The organism is Anabaena sp. UHCC 0451 (assembly GCF_034931405.1).
GTDB lineage: Bacteria > Cyanobacteriota > Cyanobacteriia > Cyanobacteriales > Nostocaceae > RDYJ01.
The window spans coordinates 114,006-129,987 of the sequence record NZ_JAYGHA010000017.1; the positions used below are offsets into that span (position 1 = coordinate 114,006).

Annotated in this window: 20 protein-coding genes and 1 other RNA gene; 5 read left to right on the forward strand and 16 right to left on the reverse strand. The window is 38.0% G+C overall.

All coding sequences use genetic code 11. From position 1 onward, the window contains the following. On the forward strand, window positions 1-330 hold a 330-nt coding region (locus VB694_RS13725), incomplete at its 5' end, for a hypothetical protein (RefSeq protein ID WP_323360876.1). Window positions 331-386: 56 nt separating this feature from the next. Here VB694_RS13725 and VB694_RS13730 read toward each other — a convergent pair. From VB694_RS13730 to VB694_RS13760, 7 genes are all read right to left on the reverse strand, one after another. Then, window positions 387-587, reverse strand: a complete 201-nt coding sequence (locus VB694_RS13730; protein WP_039203742.1) for a hypothetical protein — start codon at window positions 585-587, stop codon at window positions 387-389. Beyond that, on the reverse strand, window positions 584-883 hold the full coding sequence (locus VB694_RS13735) for a BrnT family toxin (RefSeq protein ID WP_015212917.1): 300 nt from the start codon (window positions 881-883) through the stop codon (window positions 584-586). Before VB694_RS13735 ends, VB694_RS13730 begins: the two co-directional genes overlap by 4 nt. A gap of 188 nt (window positions 884-1,071) precedes the next feature. Then, window positions 1,072-1,293: a hypothetical protein gene (locus VB694_RS13740; RefSeq protein ID WP_323360877.1), complete on the reverse strand. Its 222-nt coding sequence runs from the start codon at window positions 1,291-1,293 to the stop codon at window positions 1,072-1,074. 104 nt (window positions 1,294-1,397) lie between these two features. Then, the gene (locus tag VB694_RS13745; RefSeq protein ID WP_323360878.1) at window positions 1,398-1,688 is read right to left on the reverse strand and encodes a type II toxin-antitoxin system Phd/YefM family antitoxin; all 291 of its coding nucleotides are present in this window, start codon (window positions 1,686-1,688) and stop codon (window positions 1,398-1,400) included. Window positions 1,689-1,893: 205 nt separating this feature from the next. Next, the gene (locus VB694_RS13750; protein WP_323360879.1) at window positions 1,894-2,184 is read right to left on the reverse strand and encodes a type II toxin-antitoxin system RelE/ParE family toxin; all 291 of its coding nucleotides are present in this window, start codon (window positions 2,182-2,184) and stop codon (window positions 1,894-1,896) included. A 5-nt stretch (window positions 2,185-2,189) separates the two neighbouring features. Beyond that, the gene (locus VB694_RS13755) at window positions 2,190-2,432 is read right to left on the reverse strand and encodes a type II toxin-antitoxin system ParD family antitoxin (RefSeq protein ID WP_323360880.1); all 243 of its coding nucleotides are present in this window, start codon (window positions 2,430-2,432) and stop codon (window positions 2,190-2,192) included. 986 nt (window positions 2,433-3,418) lie between these two features. Continuing rightward, entirely contained in the window at window positions 3,419-4,612 is a 1,194-nt protein-coding gene (locus tag VB694_RS13760; RefSeq protein ID WP_323360881.1) for an HhoA/HhoB/HtrA family serine endopeptidase, read from the reverse strand. Window positions 4,613-4,856: 244 nt separating this feature from the next. Between VB694_RS13760 and VB694_RS13765 the strand changes: the two genes are divergently transcribed. Next, window positions 4,857-5,258 carry a metal-sensitive transcriptional regulator gene (locus VB694_RS13765; protein ID WP_323360882.1) on the forward strand — a complete coding sequence of 134 codons (402 nt, stop codon included), beginning with the start codon at window positions 4,857-4,859 and terminating at the stop codon, window positions 5,256-5,258. Window positions 5,259-5,309: 51 nt separating this feature from the next. Here the strand turns inward: VB694_RS13765 and VB694_RS13770 are convergent, their stop codons facing one another. The 7 genes from VB694_RS13770 to VB694_RS13800 form a co-directional block, all read right to left on the reverse strand. Beyond that, window positions 5,310-6,392 carry a peptidoglycan-binding protein gene (locus VB694_RS13770; RefSeq protein WP_323360883.1) on the reverse strand — a complete coding sequence of 361 codons (1,083 nt, stop codon included), beginning with the start codon at window positions 6,390-6,392 and terminating at the stop codon, window positions 5,310-5,312. Between the two features lie 53 nt (window positions 6,393-6,445). Continuing rightward, a complete protein-coding gene (locus VB694_RS13775) occupies window positions 6,446-7,468 on the reverse strand; it encodes a DMT family transporter (RefSeq protein ID WP_323360884.1) in 1,023 nt (340 codons plus the stop codon). Between the two features lie 202 nt (window positions 7,469-7,670). Beyond that, complete coding sequence (gene queF, locus VB694_RS13780; RefSeq protein ID WP_323360885.1) at window positions 7,671-8,099, reverse strand: preQ(1) synthase; 429 nt, start codon at window positions 8,097-8,099, stop codon at window positions 7,671-7,673. A 47-nt stretch (window positions 8,100-8,146) separates the two neighbouring features. Continuing rightward, a complete protein-coding gene (locus VB694_RS13785) occupies window positions 8,147-8,554 on the reverse strand; it encodes a hypothetical protein (RefSeq protein WP_323360886.1) in 408 nt (135 codons plus the stop codon). 159 nt (window positions 8,555-8,713) lie between these two features. After that, window positions 8,714-9,097 (reverse strand): phasin family protein, encoded by a 384-nt coding sequence (locus VB694_RS13790; protein WP_323360887.1) that lies wholly within the window; start codon window positions 9,095-9,097, stop codon window positions 8,714-8,716. Between the two features lie 25 nt (window positions 9,098-9,122). Then, window positions 9,123-9,219: signal recognition particle sRNA small type (gene ffs, locus VB694_RS13795), an RNA gene on the reverse strand. A gap of 37 nt (window positions 9,220-9,256) precedes the next feature. Next, entirely contained in the window at window positions 9,257-9,523 is a 267-nt protein-coding gene (locus VB694_RS13800) for a YciI family protein (RefSeq protein WP_323360888.1), read from the reverse strand. Window positions 9,524-9,653: 130 nt separating this feature from the next. Between VB694_RS13800 and VB694_RS13805 the strand changes: the two genes are divergently transcribed. Beyond that, on the forward strand, window positions 9,654-10,202 hold the full coding sequence (locus VB694_RS13805) for a 2'-5' RNA ligase family protein (RefSeq protein WP_323360889.1): 549 nt from the start codon (window positions 9,654-9,656) through the stop codon (window positions 10,200-10,202). 1 nt (window position 10,203) lies between these two features. Here VB694_RS13805 and VB694_RS13810 read toward each other — a convergent pair whose 3' ends face one another. Both VB694_RS13810 and VB694_RS13815 read right to left on the reverse strand, forming a co-directional pair. After that, a complete protein-coding gene (locus VB694_RS13810) occupies window positions 10,204-10,755 on the reverse strand; it encodes a hypothetical protein (protein WP_323360890.1) in 552 nt (183 codons plus the stop codon). Next, window positions 10,755-11,870 (reverse strand): AAA family ATPase, encoded by a 1,116-nt coding sequence (locus tag VB694_RS13815; RefSeq protein WP_323360891.1) that lies wholly within the window; start codon window positions 11,868-11,870, stop codon window positions 10,755-10,757. Before VB694_RS13815 ends, VB694_RS13810 begins: the two co-directional genes overlap by 1 nt. A 136-nt stretch (window positions 11,871-12,006) precedes the next feature. Here VB694_RS13815 and glyS point away from each other — a divergent pair, with 136 nt between their 5' ends. Together glyS and murD are read left to right on the forward strand one after the other, a co-directional pair. Beyond that, entirely contained in the window at window positions 12,007-14,157 is a 2,151-nt protein-coding gene (gene glyS, locus VB694_RS13820) for a glycine--tRNA ligase subunit beta (RefSeq protein WP_323360892.1), read from the forward strand. 83 nt (window positions 14,158-14,240) lie between these two features. Continuing rightward, complete coding sequence (murD, locus tag VB694_RS13825) at window positions 14,241-15,677, forward strand: UDP-N-acetylmuramoyl-L-alanine--D-glutamate ligase (protein ID WP_323360893.1); 1,437 nt, start codon at window positions 14,241-14,243, stop codon at window positions 15,675-15,677. Window positions 15,678-15,982: the final 305 nt, after the last annotated feature.

Below are 15,982 nucleotides of genomic sequence, written 5' to 3' on the forward strand. Positions count from 1 at the left end.
TTTGGAATGTTGGGAGTGCGATCGCTTTTGGGAATGTGGGGTGCGATCGCTTTTAGGATGTGGGAGTGCGATCGCTTTTTGGGGTGTAGGAGTGCGATCGCTTTTGGGGTTTTGGGGGTGCGATCGCTTTTGGGATGTGGGGATGCGACGCTTTTGGGGTTTTGGGGGTGCGATCGCTTTTGGGGTTTTGGGGGTGCGATCGCTTTTTGGGATATGGGGGTGCGATCGCTTTTGGGATGTGGAAGTGCGATCGCTGTTTGGGGTGTGGGATGCGATCGCTGTTTGGGGATGTTGGGATGCGATCGCTTTTGGGGTGTGGGGGTGCGATAGCGTTCGCAAAGCGTCCCGGAGGGAACTAGCGCTCCGTAGAAATCGCTTTTTTGCTTTTACTGAATACTTTCAATTAATTTAATATTATTTCTTAACCATTCATTGACTAAAATTTGCACATCTATATTTTTTTCCTGAGCAATTTTTTTGAAAAAATTATCAACATCTGGTTCAAGGTAAATAGGATAATGAAAAGTTGCATCAGAATGATAAAATTTACCTTGTTCAGCTTGTGAAAAATCATATTCTGCTTTCATAGCTTTCTTCCTTGATAATACTGCTGTTCATTAAAAGTTGCTTTCCGTGCTGAAATAATACGAATCAAACACGAGTCTTCATCTGTTTGTTCAAAAGTATGAATAACAACCCTTAAAATACCCGTTTCATCTAAACCTATAGTAATCCATCTGTCTTCATAATCACTATGTTCTTCATCATATAAACTTAATTGATATTGATCACGAAAAACAGTTGATGCTAAACGAAAATTGATTTGATGTTTACGAATATTCTGTTTTTCTTTTGCTGGATTCCAATCAAAATTATAACGCAAATTTATAAATTACAAGAGATTAAATAAGTTGACACCATAATTATACCATAATTTTATACTTTGACAGTATTATCGGTAGTTTAACGTAGGTATCGCTGTTTGGGGATATTGGGAGTGCGATAGCGAAGCGCTCCGTAGGAATCACTTGTTGGGGATGTGGGGATGCGATCGCTTTTGAGTCTCAAATTTTATAACTCATCTCCTAATAAATCCTGTATATTTTCTAATCTCTGCTGAGAACCATGACGAACACGATGAATATACACAACTCCTTCCTCTTCCCCAAGATTTTGAACCGTAAATAAAATCAAAAATTGTTTTTGGTAAAGAAGTTGTCGAACTTCAATTCCCATATACTTACTTTCTATAGCTAAAGAACAACGTTGTGGAAAATTTTCCAACGTCAGCATAATTTCATAACATCCCCGCACCCAACGAAAAGCTCTTTCTGTGTGAATCCTCTTTTATCCACAGGAAAATACTCTCAATATCAGCAATAGCACTAGGTGAAATCTCAATCCGGTATGCCATATTTTTCCTTAAATTCTGCAAATGCTTGATTTAAGGGCATACCCTCGCCTTGTTTAAACTCATTTATGCTTTGACGTATCTTAGCAACAGATTCCAGTAATTCCAGTCTATCAATGAGTTTTTGATAGCTTTCAGCATCTTGAACCACAGCAGCAGCTTTACCATTCACAGTCAACACAATGGGAGATTGAGTTTCTTTTAACTTATCCAGAAACATCTTTGCTCCGCGCTGAAATTCTGATAAGGGGTGAATATCGCTTAAGCTAAACATCATAATTTCAATAAATTATTTGATAATTTAATGTTAATTGTATGAAAATATTTTGTCAAGGGAAGAGATCGCTGTTGGAGATGTTGGGAGTGCGATAGCGTAAGCACTCCGTAGGAATCGCTTTTTGGGGATGTGGGAATGCGATAGCGAAGCGCTCCGTAGGAATCAAAAAATTAAACTTCCTCATCTAAGAATGGCAAGAGATCCTCTAAATCTCTCGCTCCATGCAAAACCCGTAGAACCTCCACTTCTCTTGAACTTTATAAAAAATCAAATAGTCCTTAAAATTCTTAATCCGCCACTGACGAATTGTTCCCATATCCGACAAAGACGACACAACCTTACCCATATTGGGAGTTATTGCCAATTGAGCAAAAGCACACTCAACAAACTCCAAAAACTTCCCCCCCGATTCCCGATTACCATTCACCAAAATATAATTTGCTTGTTGTCTGATATCTTGAGTAGCACGATTGCGAACAATTACCTGAAAAGCCATGATTACTACTGCGCCGCACCAAAGATTGATCGGCGCAAATCTTGCCAATATTCAGGAGTTACAGGTTCTGCTTCTGAGTCCAAACCTTCTTGCAACAAACTAGCTAATTTTGCTTGAGCATCCTTACGCTGTTGATCTTGCTGCAACAACATCAAAAAATAGTCCGCTACAGTAGCATAATTGCCAGATTGAAGCTGAACCTCAAGATAAGACTCAAGTTCTTTTGGTATCGGAAAACTCACATTCATAAGATACTAATATGAATAAAATCTTATTAGTATCTTATCATTTTTTATTCTGGTGATGAATTTAGGCGATAGCGAAGCGCTCCGTAGGAATCGCTGTTTGGGATGTGAGGGGTGCGATAGCGAAGCGCTCCGTAGGAATCGCTGTTTGGGGTTGTGAGAGTGCGATAGCGAAGCGCTCCGTAGGAATCCCTGTTTGGGGTTGTGAGAGTGCGATAGCGAAGCGCTCCGTAGGAATCGCTGTTTGGAGGTGTGGGAAGTGCGATAGCGAAGCGCTCCATAGGAATCGTTGTTGGGATCTTGGGATGCGATAGCGAAGCGCTCCGTAGGAATCGCTGTTGGGGGTGTTTGGGGGTGCGATAGCGAAGCGCACCGAAGGTATCGCTTTTGAGTCTCAAATTTTATAACTCATCTCCTAATAAATCCTGTATATTTTCTAATCTCTGCTGAGAACCATGACGAACACGATGAATATATACAACTCCTTCCTCTTCCTCAATGTTTTGAACTTGATTTTTCTGTTCCCTGTTCCCTGTTCCCTGTTCCCTCTCTCAACGAGTGAATTTAATTTTGTCCGACTACTTACAATAAATCCATCAATCCTTCTAAAGCTGCCACAGATGCAATACATATTGCACTAGCTACAATTCATGGTATAGACTATCTGTTAACATGGAATTGTAAACATATTGCCAACGCACAGATTCAGAAAAAATTGGCTCAAATCAGTAATTATAGAATAAGCAATATAATGAAATGATAGATATGTATGTCAGCTAAATATGTTTTTCATGGAGTGCTTTCTGCTCCACTTCGTCACAGTCCAATTAATCAAAGAGGAAACTTGCAAAAGAACTTGGGAGTTATCTTTTCAACTTAATTCAGGGTTTGATGAATACTTAATTCTTTTTTTGCTCTTGGTACTTGAGAACCAGTCAAATCCTCCAAAAATGTATCCCCGACTTCTTCAAAAATCGGGGATTTGGATATTAAGAAATATCCTTCAATTCAGCAGTACGAACTGAAAGCACCTGAGTTTGATTTCCTCTTTGGACTTTCACCTGCAATATTTCACCCAAACGACTATCTTCTACAACTCCTTGCAATTGTTCAGCAGCAGTAATTGGTTTATTATCAATCTGCACAATGACATCACCGCGACGGATACCCGCAGTTGCAGCAGGAGAATTGGGTACAACTCGCATCACTAAAACACCGTTAACTTCGGGTAATTGAATTGCAGAATTAGGATCAGAATTATTTTGTCTGGCTAATTGGGGTGTTAAAGTTACCATTTGTACCCCTAAATATGGGTGAATAACTTTACCATCACGTTGCAGTTGTGCCGCGATCGCTTTTGCTTTATCAATAGGAATAGCAAACCCAATTCCCATCGCATCTGCACGAATAGCGGTATTAATGCCAATCACCTCACCTTGAGCATTTAACAATGGACCACCGGAGTTACCAGGGTTAATAGCTGCGTCAGTTTGAATGAAATCTAAACGCTTATCACTAATTCCCACCTGGGCGCTAGAACGTTTTAAAGTGCTGACAATACCCAAAGTGACAGTATTATCAAATCCTAACGGATTACCAACAGCGATCGCCCAATCTCCCACCTGCACATGATTAGAAGAACCCAAAGGTGCAACAGGTAAATCATCACCAGCATTTATTTTGACTACTGCCAAATCCGTAACTTCATCAATACCTTTGACTTTACCTTTAAAAGTGCGACCATCTTTCAACCGTACAGTCACCTTATCAGCTTGATCAACAACATGAGCATTAGTCAGAATAATCCCACTTTTATCCAGAATAAAACCAGAACCTAAACCGCGTAATTGTTCAGTTGGTGACTGTTGGGGGAAAGCATCACCAAAAAACCGCCGCAAAAACGGATCTTCCATAATTGGATCAACAGGACGAGTAATGGTTTTTTCTGTATCAATTCTGACCACAGCAGATCCGACACGGTTCACCGCTGCTGTCACAAAGCTACTGCTACCAATAGCACCAACAGCAGGAGATGGTTTTTGAGCAACTACGTTATTCGGTGCAGGTTCAGCTTGAGAAGGTAAAACCTGCAAACAAGAAGCTGTTAGCAACACTCCCATGACAATCGCTAAAACATGGGTACTCAGTTGGCGGATAGACTGGGGTATTTGGGAAATTCGCATAATCATAACCTAAATTTAGAAGCCTTAACTAGTTCGGTTTTTCCACCAAAATAATCAAAAACCGAAAAATCAAAAATATCCCAAAAATGACGAGAAAATGAAGTAAAATCCTCGGTCTTTCTTCTTTCTCTGTATTTTCTGTGACTCTGTGGTTTGTTTATTTTTTAGAAATCCTAAAATCTGAAATCTACAATCTCAAATCCTTCTAGGCTAGGATTTAATTATACCAAACCCTAAATGACCCATGAATGGATCAAACCGATTAGTTGAAGAATCCTTGGCTTCATCTGAGCAAGCAGAACATACACACCATCACCATTCAGATCACGAACATACAGATCATAATCCAGCAGCAGTCGAATCAGTTCATCCTCATGTTCATAGCGAAGAATCATTAAGGCGAATTGTTAACCGATTATCTCGCATAGAGGGACATATTCGGGGAGTTAAGACAATGGTACAGCAAAATACCCCTTGTCCTGATGTATTATTGCAAATTGCGGCTGTCAGAGGTGCATTAGACAAAGTAGCACGGATAGTTTTGGATGAACATTTAACAGAATGTATTGCTAGAGCTTCAGAGAATGGCAATATTGACGCAGAAATTCAACAACTCAAAGCCGCTTTAGATAGGTTTTTACCGTAGTTGAATTGTCAAAACAGCAGTCAGCTGATCGAGCTTCTGTATTTGTAGCCGTTAAATCTGTTGTTCTGGAATAGTACGGATACGGTTCATTTGATTTAAAGCATACTTAGCCGTTTCCTGTACCGCTGGATCTGGATCTTCCATTGCATGAAGCACAATCTTACTCATCTGCGCCATTGTGTCATAAATACGCAATAAATCACGGATTGCATTTTGTCTGACTTGAGGATTTTCATCTTGCATAGATATTGCTAAAGCGCGGTTCACGGGTTTGAGAGTGCGAGTCCCAATTTCTGCCAAGGCTGATAAAATTAAGCTTTGCTGTTGCGAATCTGCATCAATCATCAAGTCTACTAAAGGTTGAACTGCTCGTGAATCCCCTTGTTGAGCTATATTCCAAATTGCTTTTCTTTGCTGTGTCAAATCCGCACTACGCAAGTCTGCCATAAATACCTCAAACGCATTGAGTGGAGGGACAACCAATGTTTTTTCAACAGGTAATATTTCAGTAGAAACTGGTGATGGTATTTGAGATGCCGGGTTGAGAAAAAATTGCGGACTTTTTTGAGCAGATGGACTTAACAGATTCTGCTCAGAAGTTCCAGCTTCTAACGCTGGTTTCTTATTAACTATACTTTGTGCAGCATAGAAAAATGCACTCAAACTACCAATAACACTAAAACTAATTAATTTCCACCAAACATCATTTCCCGACTGTGATTGTGTGCTTTTGTCTTTTTCCTCTGTCAAAGTAGCATTAGTATTACATTTAATTTTTCCAGACAACACTTCTTGAAGATGCTTTCTAGTAGCCCAATCTGCAACACCATCTGCTCTTTGTAAACCTTGTTCTTGCTGAAATCGAGTCACAGTATTTTGGAAACTAGGGCTATATACTCCATCTATTGAACCATTGTAATAACCTAAAGCTTTCAATTGGACTTGCACTACTTCTACTTCTCTACCTTGAACACTTGAATCAATTACTGTTGGCTGGATAGCAGTTTCCTTAACTGTGGCAGTTAGAGCGCGATTTGGATATAAACCAAGGCACAAAAAAGAGGATAATATCAAGAAGTAATTGGTAATTGATAATTGGTATTTAATAATTGAAAATTGCTTGTGATCCCTCATGTTCCTGATCTCCAACTGATTAAGTTAGGGTAAAATTTCTGGTTTAGATATTTTTACAGTCTCTTAGTTATAGATGCTTCTAAAACTGGTTTTGGCTGAGTAGTTTTTTCACTAATAGTAACTTTTTGATTTTGCCCTGCTAAGTTTTCCCGTTGGTTGATTAAATAAATACTAATTAAAGTCAGGAGAACTCCTACCCATTGCATGGGAGTGAGAACTTCTGAGAGAAAAATATGACCAAATATCAACGCAAAAACAGGTGTGAGAAAGGTGAGAGAGCTTAAACTGGTCAGATTACCACTAGCAGCAAAATAGAAGAATAAACCATAAGCGATCGCACTACCAAATATAGTTGCATAACTTAAAGCTAACCAGTCAGATACTACCAAATTTTGCCACTGTTCCCCTTCTACAAATGCAGAAAGTCCCCACAACGGCAAACTGCCTAAAATTATATGCCATCCTGTAGCTGTTACCGGATCAGCATACCGACAAACAAACCGAATCATCACAGTTCCCACAGCCATTGATAAAGCTGCTAGTAACATCAACCATTCTCCACTGGCAAATAATTGTTGCCAATTATCGGTGGTAATTTTTACACCTGAGTCGAGAAGATGAAAAATCCACTCTTCCGGTAAGCCAATTAAACTAATACCTGCTACCCCCAATCCTAACCCCAACCATCCCCAGATACCAATATGTTCTTGAAATAACCACAGGGACAGTAAAGCTACTGCTAAAGGTTGGGAGTCAATCATCACAGAACCTAACCCCGCACTGGTTCTTACTAACCCCTCTGCTAAAAAGCCTTGAAACAGCGTACCATCAACTAGGGCAAATATTGTAATCCATAACCATGCTAACCATCCTTTCGGTTGGGGTTTACCCATAAATGCCCCAGCAATAAGGATTAACACCCCCGCAGGTAATAATCGCACCCCTGCCATAAATAAAGGTGTGGTATGAGGTATTACCCCTTTCATCGCTACCATTGCTGTACCCCAGAGGAAAAAAGGGGCAATTAATAGTAGGGAAGCACCGGTAGATTTTGATCCTCTAAGTTGCAGTTGCATGAGTTGGTTATGGTCTTTGGTAGATGGGTAGAAATATTACTTTACCTAATTTTACAGAATCATTTACTTTTGTGTTCATGTAAAATCTCGGAAATGTTGGGTTTCATTCTATTGCTTCGCGAACGTGAAAGTTCCACAACCCAACCTACGGATTATAGGGTTTTAAAAGTATACTTTAACCCATCTACTGAAAATTCTATCGTTAAAAAATCTCTTCTTGTTCTTTTTTATGTTTTACTTCCACAACAGTATGCACATTTCCACGGGGAGTAAAATCAGCTTTTACCGTAGCTTCTAAAGGATCACAAGCAGCCACAAAATCATCTAAAATTTGGTTTGCTGACTCTTCGTGAGAGATATATCGTTCGCGATAACTATTAATATAAAGCTTCAAAGCCTTCAACTCTACAACTCGTTCATTAGGTATGTAGGAAATATAAATAGTTGCAAAATCAGGATAACCGGAAAACGGACATTTACAGGTAAATTCTGGCAAACTAATATCAATATTATAACGCCGACCCACACGCGGATTAGGAAATGTAATCAGTTTTCCTTCTTGTATTTCCCTTTCCCCGTATTTCATTTCTTGACTTGTTGCTGTTACAGTCTCAGGTAAAGAATGACTCATAAAATTTTCTTGAAAAATGCAGAGATTCATCAATACTAATTTAACACTTAAAATTCACTGCTGCTCTTTTCCCAATCTGGACAACTCACATCATCCCAACCGCTAGGGTGCATACCACAAACTAACAAGTTACCACCATAAACATGACCATGATAGTTATTACATCCTATACAAGCAGGATTTTGTTCAGTGGTTGCTTCAACTTGATACGGAAAACCCGGATCGATATCCGTTGTTATGTCTTCTAATTCCCAGTATATTTCCAAAAGCGGTTCCGCTAATTCTTGTAAATACTGGTCAATGTCAGCAGCAATATTATTTTGTACCTGCTCGGTAATATCTTCTGTTAGCTCAAAAAATGCATCTACCATGTCATTCATTCCTTGGAAGAAGCTTTCTACTTCATCAGCAACAGTTTCGATAATGTCAATCAAGTCTTTTTGCCACGGTTCCATAAGCTTAACTGTCTTACTGCCTACAACATAACGCTTCACCTTAACTGGTTGTCAGTGCTAAACTGCACGATGAGCAATGCACATTCAACCAGTATTTAGATATAGCGTCATTCCCACAATCACAACCTTAGCCAATCATTAACAGTAAAAAACTGGTTTTTACTGATCTTGCTTCAGTTGCTGTAATTTTTCTTGTAATTCTTGAACTTGCTGACGTAAGTGATTTACGTTTTCTTTTGGTGCTTCTTTTACAGATGGTTCTTCATCTACCTCCAAAATTTCGATGCGACGAGGTTCAGAAGGGGCTGTTTTTTCAGAAGTTTCACCAGATGCTGGATGCTGCTGGGCTTGCTTCATCATGTCTTCTACGAAACGACGAGCTTCTTCGGTGTTCATTTCACCTTTAGCCACCATTTCATCAGCTAGTTTTTGGACTTGCGATCGCAGTTCGGCTAATTTCCCCCCTGCTTTCTCACCAGCGTAAGAAGCCAAGCCTACACCAAGGTAAAAAGCTTTTTGAACAATATCTCCAAAACCAGGCATTGCTGCAAAGCACTCCTAAAAATAGGGCGACCCGGAGACTACGCCTATCACAAGCATCCCGTATTGCTGCTACCTTCCGGTCCTGACAAAGTTTGGGCGTTGAAATCGCATAGATCCAGGTCTGAAATCATCATAACATGAAAATTCCATAATTGTGTGTCATTCGACAACAATTCTCCATTCGTAAATTTGATAACTCACACAACCGTTGACTACCAAGGGATCAGCAGCAACTATCGCCTGCGCTTCATCCATTGACGCTGCCTCAAACAGCATCATACCCCCTCCCCTTTGCGCCCAATAGCCGGTTTTGGCCTTGTGTCCTTTATCTATCAAGTTCTTTACATAGTCTGTATGGGCGGGTACATATTGATCAAAGATGGATTTATCCACTTGACCTGTTTCAATCTTTACAAACCAAGGCATATCAATTTGAGATTTTTGATTTGGGATTGAGAATAAAATATCATATTGGGGATTGGGGATTGGGGATTGGTATTAGAATTAGAATTAGAATTAGAATTAGAATTTGTTATTTTTTCTGTTCCCTGAAATTATGAATCGCTTTTTTATTGCTATTCTTCCACCCCAGAATATCCAGGACTACGCCAACAAAATCAAACAACACTTTTTTGATAATTATGCAAGTCGTGGCGCTCAAAATTCTCCCCCACATATTACTCTAAAACCCCCTTTTTTGCTAGAACAAGAGCAAGTATCAATTTTAGAAATATTCTTAGTAAATTTCGCTCAGAATCAAAATTCTTTACCCATTACCATTGATGGTTTTGCAGCTTTTTTACCTCGTGTTGTATATATGAATGTCATCAAAAATCAAGCACTTTTAAAATTACAATCAGATTTAATTAATGATGTAGAAAATAATTTAGGAATAAAAGATAAAGGGGCAAACAATCATACTTTCACACCTCATTTAACTGTAGCCAGGAAGGATTTAAAAAAGTCCGATTTTTATAAAGCTTGGGATGATTTTAAAGAACGTCAGGTATATTTTGAATTTGTGGCTGATAATATTACTTTATTGCTGAATGATGGGAAAAAGTGGAATGTGAAATCAGAGTTTTCTTTGTTATCTAATTTCTAAATTAATCTAACAATGGTAAAATTCTTTGGAATTCTTCACAGGCAGATTTGAGAGAAGGAGGAGCATTATTATCTAAATTACCTTGATAACATTGATTGACTAATTTTTCAATGTATGGTTTGCATTCTGACTGCTTTTTAAATTTTGTATATTCTATTTCCTCCTCAACATTTTCATCCTGGAGATAATGTATCCAAGTTTCAATATTTCTTTTAGGGACAAAAACTGCTATAGCTTCATCAGTTTGACGCTGTGGATGAGAATTTCCTTTGAGTTCATCATTTAACTGCTTGAGTCTTTCTTCTACAGTTTTTTTATCAGCATCAATTAAAACAACAAGCATTCCCGCACGCTTATTTTTTTGTCTGCGATATTCTACCACTTCTTTAACATATTTTTCCCTGACAAACTGCTCACCTGCACCTTTAGGACAAATTTCAGTGCGGATATTTCTGTCTATAATAAAACCACGCTTTTGCAAAAAATGAATTGCAAAAACTTCCTGTTGTTTGTCTTCACATAAAATCACAATTTGCACCCTTTTTTGGCTCATTATAACCATCCTCGTGCAATTAGTTCTGATATCTTTAGTCCTGCATCATCAGCTTCTTCATTACTAATTTTTCTAACTCTTACAGGTGCATTACTTTGACGTTCAAACCAATAACCAATTGGTGAAGCTAACAGGTAATTAATACATTCAGGATGATGGGAAATTAACAAAGCTTGTAATTTTCCATCATCACAAAAATCATATAGCTGTCTTAACCAAGGTTGAATTTCTGGAAGTGCTAAAAAGTTTTCTGGTTCATCAATACAAAGTGTATAATCTATGGTATGTTCTTCTGATTTCAGAAAGTAAATTAGTGTATACAATATAATCAATACTTTTTGTCCATCTGATAATGCACCTAAACGATAATCAATAGTATTTTTAATATCTGTATCTGACGTAAATTTTAATTTCAACCCCACATATTTTTCCCCTATAGATTCAAATTTAAAACTTCTAAAACCATCCAAAACTTCTTGCAAAACATTGATTAATTCTGCTACCTTTCCCTGATCCTGAGAAATGTACTTATACCAAGCAACAAAATTTTCACAATTATAATTCAGGTATTTACTTTCTACACCACCCTGTCCGATTAAAATTGGAACAATTTGTACAATGATGATTCTTTCTATTCTTTCTGAAAACCAAGTTAATCTTGTATTATCATTTCTTGGTACTAAAGAAAATAAAATAGATTGATATGATAAAAATGGATATTTTGCACTTTGAGAATAATCATCTCTTAACAGTATAACTTCACCATTTTCATATTTTAATAGAGGATAGTCATTAAACCATAAATTTTCGTATATGATAGATATTTTATTTTGCTGGGCTTCTATTGCTAATTCATATTTATATTTACCACCATTACCATCTATTTCTAATTCATATCTTTGAATCGGTAAAGTTTGCCAACAAGTAAAATCGAAATAATCAAAAATAGTTTCTAATTTAGCATCACCTAATATAAAAGTTTGTAATTTTCTTAAAACCTCAAAAACCGTTGACTTACCTGAACCATTACGACCAAGAAATAGATTAATTGAATCAACATTAAGTTCAAAATTCACCAAACCGCGAAAATTATCAATATAAATACGCTTTAACATAAAAATCACCTCTTAACCAACCCCTATCATACAACGCCAATTAATGCTGATATCACCAATAAGTCACCGATCTTGTTCACCACAGCCTGATCACAAGGTAAACTGGTGGAATTGACTGATCAAAATTAGTGACCTTATGACTGCATTTTTATTAGAAGTTGGTACAGAAGAACTACCCGCAAGCTTTCTGAGTAATGCGATCGTACAATGGCGATCGCGTATTCCGCAAACTCTGGAAGCTAACAACCTCAAAGCGGAAACAGTGGAAGTGTATGGAACTCCCCGACGGTTAGCAGTGCTAATTACAGGTTTACCATCCCAGCAACCAGACAAAGAAGAAGAAATTAAAGGACCACCCGCACAAGCAGCTTTTAAAGATGGTCAACCCACCCCCGCAGCAGTTGGGTTTGCTAAAAAACAAGGTGTGGAACTGTCAGCTTTTGAAATTCGACCGACGGAAAAAGGTGATTTTGTCTTTATTCAGAAAAAGACACCAGGACGACCAGTTGCGGAAATTTTGACGGAACTTGTACCTCAGTGGGTTTGGGGTTTGGAAGGAAAGCGGTTGATGCGGTGGGGAAGTGGAGACGGTAGGTTTTCTCGTCCTATTCGCTGGTTAGTTGCTTTGTTAGATGGGGATGTTTTACCATTAGAATTAAAGAATGGGGAAAAGATAGTTAAAAGCGATCGCATTTCTCAAGCACATCGCGTTTTACATCCCGAACCTGTAACAATTTTCCACGCAACAGAATATGTAAATACTTTGCGTTCTGGTTTTGTGATAGTTTCCCCAGAAGAACGGGAAAAAATCATTGTTGAACAAATAAAAGCCGCAGTTCAAAAATTAGATGGTTTCACAGAAATTTACCCAGACTTATTAGCAGAAACCACAAATTTAGTAGAATACCCTACCGCAGTAGTCGGTAAATTTGAAGATGAATTTCTCAAATTACCTACAGAAGTTTCAACCACAGTCATGGTAACGCACCAGCGTTATTTCCCAGTTTTCAAAACTGATGAAAATAAGGAATTATTACCGAATTTCGTCACCATTTCTAACGGAGATCCGACAAAATCAGATATTATTGCTGTTGGTAATGAAAGAGTAATTAGAGCGCGTTTAGCTGATGGAAGATTTTTCTATGATGCAGATTTATCTAAACCATTAGAAAGCTTTTTACCCCAATTAGAAAAAGTCACATTTCAAGAAGATTTAGGTTCAGTTCGTGGTAAAGTTGACAGAGTTGTAAATATTGCTAATCTCATTTCTCAACAATTGCAGCTAGGAGAAAGTGAAAGTAATAAAATTCAACGTGCAGCTTTATTATGTAAAGCCGATTTAGTCACCCAAATGGTGTATGAATTTCCTGAATTACAAGGAATAATGGGTGAAAAATACGCCTTAGCAAGTGGTGAAGATACAGAAGTCGCAACAGCAATTGTTGAACATTATTTACCCAAAAATGCTGATGACATTTTACCCCAAACATTAACAGGTCAAATTGTTGGTTTAGCAGATAGATTAGATACTTTAATTAGTATTTTTGGTTTGGGTTTAATTCCCTCTGGTTCTTCCGATCCCTTTGCTTTAAGAAGGGCTGCAAATGCGATAATTAATATTACTTGGTCTGCGAATTTGCAGATCAATTTAGAACAGCGATTAGCACAAATAGCGACAAATTTTGCAACCACATTTAATAAAGATGCAAAATCTTTGATTATCACATTACGGGAATTTTTCTTACAACGTATCCGCACCTTATTACAAGAAGAAAAACAGATAGATTATGACTTGGTAAATGCGGTATTGGGAGAAAATGATCCAGAGTACACAGAACGAGCATTACAGGATTTATTAGATGTACGCGATCGCGCAATTTATTTACAACAAATCCGCAACGATGGTACATTAGATAAAATCTATGAAACCGTCAACCGTTCTACCCGTCTAGCTGCACAAGGTGATTTAGACTTCCAACAATTAGAACCAAAAACATTAATTAACCCCGAATTATTCCAAAAATCATCTGAATCTGCATTCTACAACGCCTTAGTAGAATTAGTTCCCCAAACCCAAACCGCGCAACAAACACGCAATTATCAACTGTTAATAGCCGCACTAGAAAAAATTGCTCCCACCGTGAGTAAATTCTTTGATGGAGAAGATAGCGTTTTAGTCATGGACCCAGATCCAAATATTAAGCGAAATCGTTTAAATTTACTGGGATTATTGCGAAATCATGCCCGTGTTTTAGCTGACTTTGGCGCAATTGTAAAAAATCTGTAGCAAAAGGCAACAAAAATTGGTGTAATTTTTGCCAATTAACGCTAGGATGAAATAGCTTAACCAGGGATAATGCTACACAGTCTATGCCAGAAGCTATTGTGATTGGATTGGGAAAGTCCGGTGTTGCTGCGGCAAGATTGTTGAAACAGGAAGGCTGGGAGGTAGAATTAAGCGATAGTAGCACCTCCCCAACCCTCCTGGAACAACAACAACAACTTGCTAAAGAACAAATTCCCGTGAAATTAGGTCATGTTCCAGACCTTGATAATACTCATTTACCAAAATTAATAGTTGTTAGTCCCGGTGTACCTTGGGACATTCCAATCTTGTTAAAAGCGCGAGAGTTAGGAATAGAAACTATTGGGGAAATGGAACTCGCATGGAGACATTTGCAAAATATTCCTTGGGTGTCCATTACCGGTACAAACGGTAAAACTACCACCACCGCGTTAACTGCTGCCATTTTTCAAGCCGCCGGATTTAACGCCCCAGCCTGTGGTAACATCGGTTTGGCTGCTTGTGAAGTAGCTTTAAACCAAAAGCAAATTGAAGAAGATGCACAAGAAACAATCCAAAATCCAAAATCTAAAATCCAAAATCGGATTGATTGGGTAATAGGAGAACTGAGCAGTTATCAAATAGAATCTTCCGTTACGCTTTCTCCCCGCATCGGTATTTGGACAACTTTCACACCAGACCATTTAGCCCGTCATAAAACATTAGAAAACTACTACAATATTAAAGCCAAACTGTTAAAAAATTCCCAGTTACAAATATTGAATGGTGATGATGTTTATTTAAACAAAGTAGGTTTAAATCATTGGCCTAATGCTTATTGGACAAGTGTCAAAGGAGCAGATTTTTTAATAGGTGAAAAAGGCTTTTATATAGAAAATGGCTGGGTAATAGAAAAATTATCAGCAAATTCTCAACCTCAGCAAATTGTCGAAGTTTCTGCTTTGCGAATGGTGGGAGAACATAACCAACAAAATCTATTAATGTCAGTAGGTGCAGCGAGATTAGCGGGAATTAATATTGAGGCAATTTCCCGCGCAGTCAGTGAATTTCCTGGCGTTCCCCATCGCTTAGAACATATTTGTACATGGTCAGGAATTGATTTTATTAATGATAGTAAAGCCACAAATTATGATGCAGCAGAAGTTGGTTTAGCATCGGTAAAAAGTCCGGCTATTTTAATTGCTGGTGGTGAAGCAAAAGCTGGAGATGATACAGGTTGGTTAAGTAAAATTCAAGCCAAAGCTGCGGCTGTTTTACTCATTGGTAATGCTGCAAATGCCTTTGCTCAACGTCTGGAAGAAGTGGGATATAGTAATTATGAAATTGTCCAAACAATGGAAAAAGCTGTACCCAAGTCCGCAGAATTAGCGAAACAATATCAAGCGTCAGTGGTGTTATTATCTCCAGCTTGCGCGAGTTTTGATCAATATCCTAACTTTGAAGTTAGGGGTGAACATTTCTGCCAATTGTCTTTGAATTGGGTGGATAAGATGAAGGAATAAGTAAACGCAGATAGACGCAGATAGACGCAGATAATTAGGAATGAATCAAGATATTGTAACATTTAATTTTGTCCTGTTTATGATGCGTTTATCTGTGTATTCTTCGGGAAGCAAGCTACATCTGCGTTCAGAATAAATTAACTCTGAAGATAGATAAATTATCAACATCATCAATGATTAAATTCAAAAGAGTCTTTCACTTCTGTACATAAGGTTTGGCAAAAACCAAGCCTTTTTTATTTTTAAACACAGTGGTATTTTATAAATATGGAATATAGGACTCATATTTGAATTTTGAAAAAATC

What these genes read in the sequence shown, in the direction of transcription:
- VB694_RS13730 (WP_039203742.1), bottom strand. Translation starts at nt 587, where the DNA reads ATGAAAGCAGAATATGATTTTTCACAAGCTGAACAAGGTAAATTTTAT.
- VB694_RS13740 (WP_323360877.1), bottom strand. Translation starts at nt 1,293, where the DNA reads ATGCTGACGTTGGAAAATTTTCCACAACGTTGTTCTTTAGCTATAGAA.
- VB694_RS13745 (WP_323360878.1), bottom strand. Translation starts at nt 1,688, where the DNA reads ATGATGTTTAGCTTAAGCGATATTCACCCCTTATCAGAATTTCAGCGC.
- VB694_RS13750 (WP_323360879.1), bottom strand. Translation starts at nt 2,184, where the DNA reads ATGGCTTTTCAGGTAATTGTTCGCAATCGTGCTACTCAAGATATCAGA.
- VB694_RS13755 (WP_323360880.1), bottom strand. Translation starts at nt 2,432, where the DNA reads ATGAATGTGAGTTTTCCGATACCAAAAGAACTTGAGTCTTATCTTGAG.
- VB694_RS13760 (WP_323360881.1), bottom strand. Translation starts at nt 4,612, where the DNA reads ATGCGAATTTCCCAAATACCCCAGTCTATCCGCCAACTGAGTACCCAT.
- VB694_RS13765 (WP_323360882.1), top strand. Translation starts at nt 4,857, where the DNA reads ATGAATGGATCAAACCGATTAGTTGAAGAATCCTTGGCTTCATCTGAG.
- VB694_RS13770 (WP_323360883.1), bottom strand. Translation starts at nt 6,392, where the DNA reads ATGAGGGATCACAAGCAATTTTCAATTATTAAATACCAATTATCAATT.
- VB694_RS13775 (WP_323360884.1), bottom strand. Translation starts at nt 7,468, where the DNA reads ATGCAACTGCAACTTAGAGGATCAAAATCTACCGGTGCTTCCCTACTA.
- queF (WP_323360885.1), bottom strand. Translation starts at nt 8,099, where the DNA reads ATGAGTCATTCTTTACCTGAGACTGTAACAGCAACAAGTCAAGAAATG.
- VB694_RS13785 (WP_323360886.1), bottom strand. Translation starts at nt 8,554, where the DNA reads ATGGAACCGTGGCAAAAAGACTTGATTGACATTATCGAAACTGTTGCT.
- VB694_RS13790 (WP_323360887.1), bottom strand. Translation starts at nt 9,097, where the DNA reads ATGCCTGGTTTTGGAGATATTGTTCAAAAAGCTTTTTACCTTGGTGTA.
- VB694_RS13800 (WP_323360888.1), bottom strand. Translation starts at nt 9,523, where the DNA reads ATGCCTTGGTTTGTAAAGATTGAAACAGGTCAAGTGGATAAATCCATC.
- VB694_RS13805 (WP_323360889.1), top strand. Translation starts at nt 9,654, where the DNA reads ATGAATCGCTTTTTTATTGCTATTCTTCCACCCCAGAATATCCAGGAC.
- VB694_RS13810 (WP_323360890.1), bottom strand. Translation starts at nt 10,755, where the DNA reads ATGAGCCAAAAAAGGGTGCAAATTGTGATTTTATGTGAAGACAAACAA.
- VB694_RS13815 (WP_323360891.1), bottom strand. Translation starts at nt 11,870, where the DNA reads ATGTTAAAGCGTATTTATATTGATAATTTTCGCGGTTTGGTGAATTTT.
- glyS (WP_323360892.1), top strand. Translation starts at nt 12,007, where the DNA reads ATGACTGCATTTTTATTAGAAGTTGGTACAGAAGAACTACCCGCAAGC.
- murD (WP_323360893.1), top strand. Translation starts at nt 14,241, where the DNA reads ATGCCAGAAGCTATTGTGATTGGATTGGGAAAGTCCGGTGTTGCTGCG.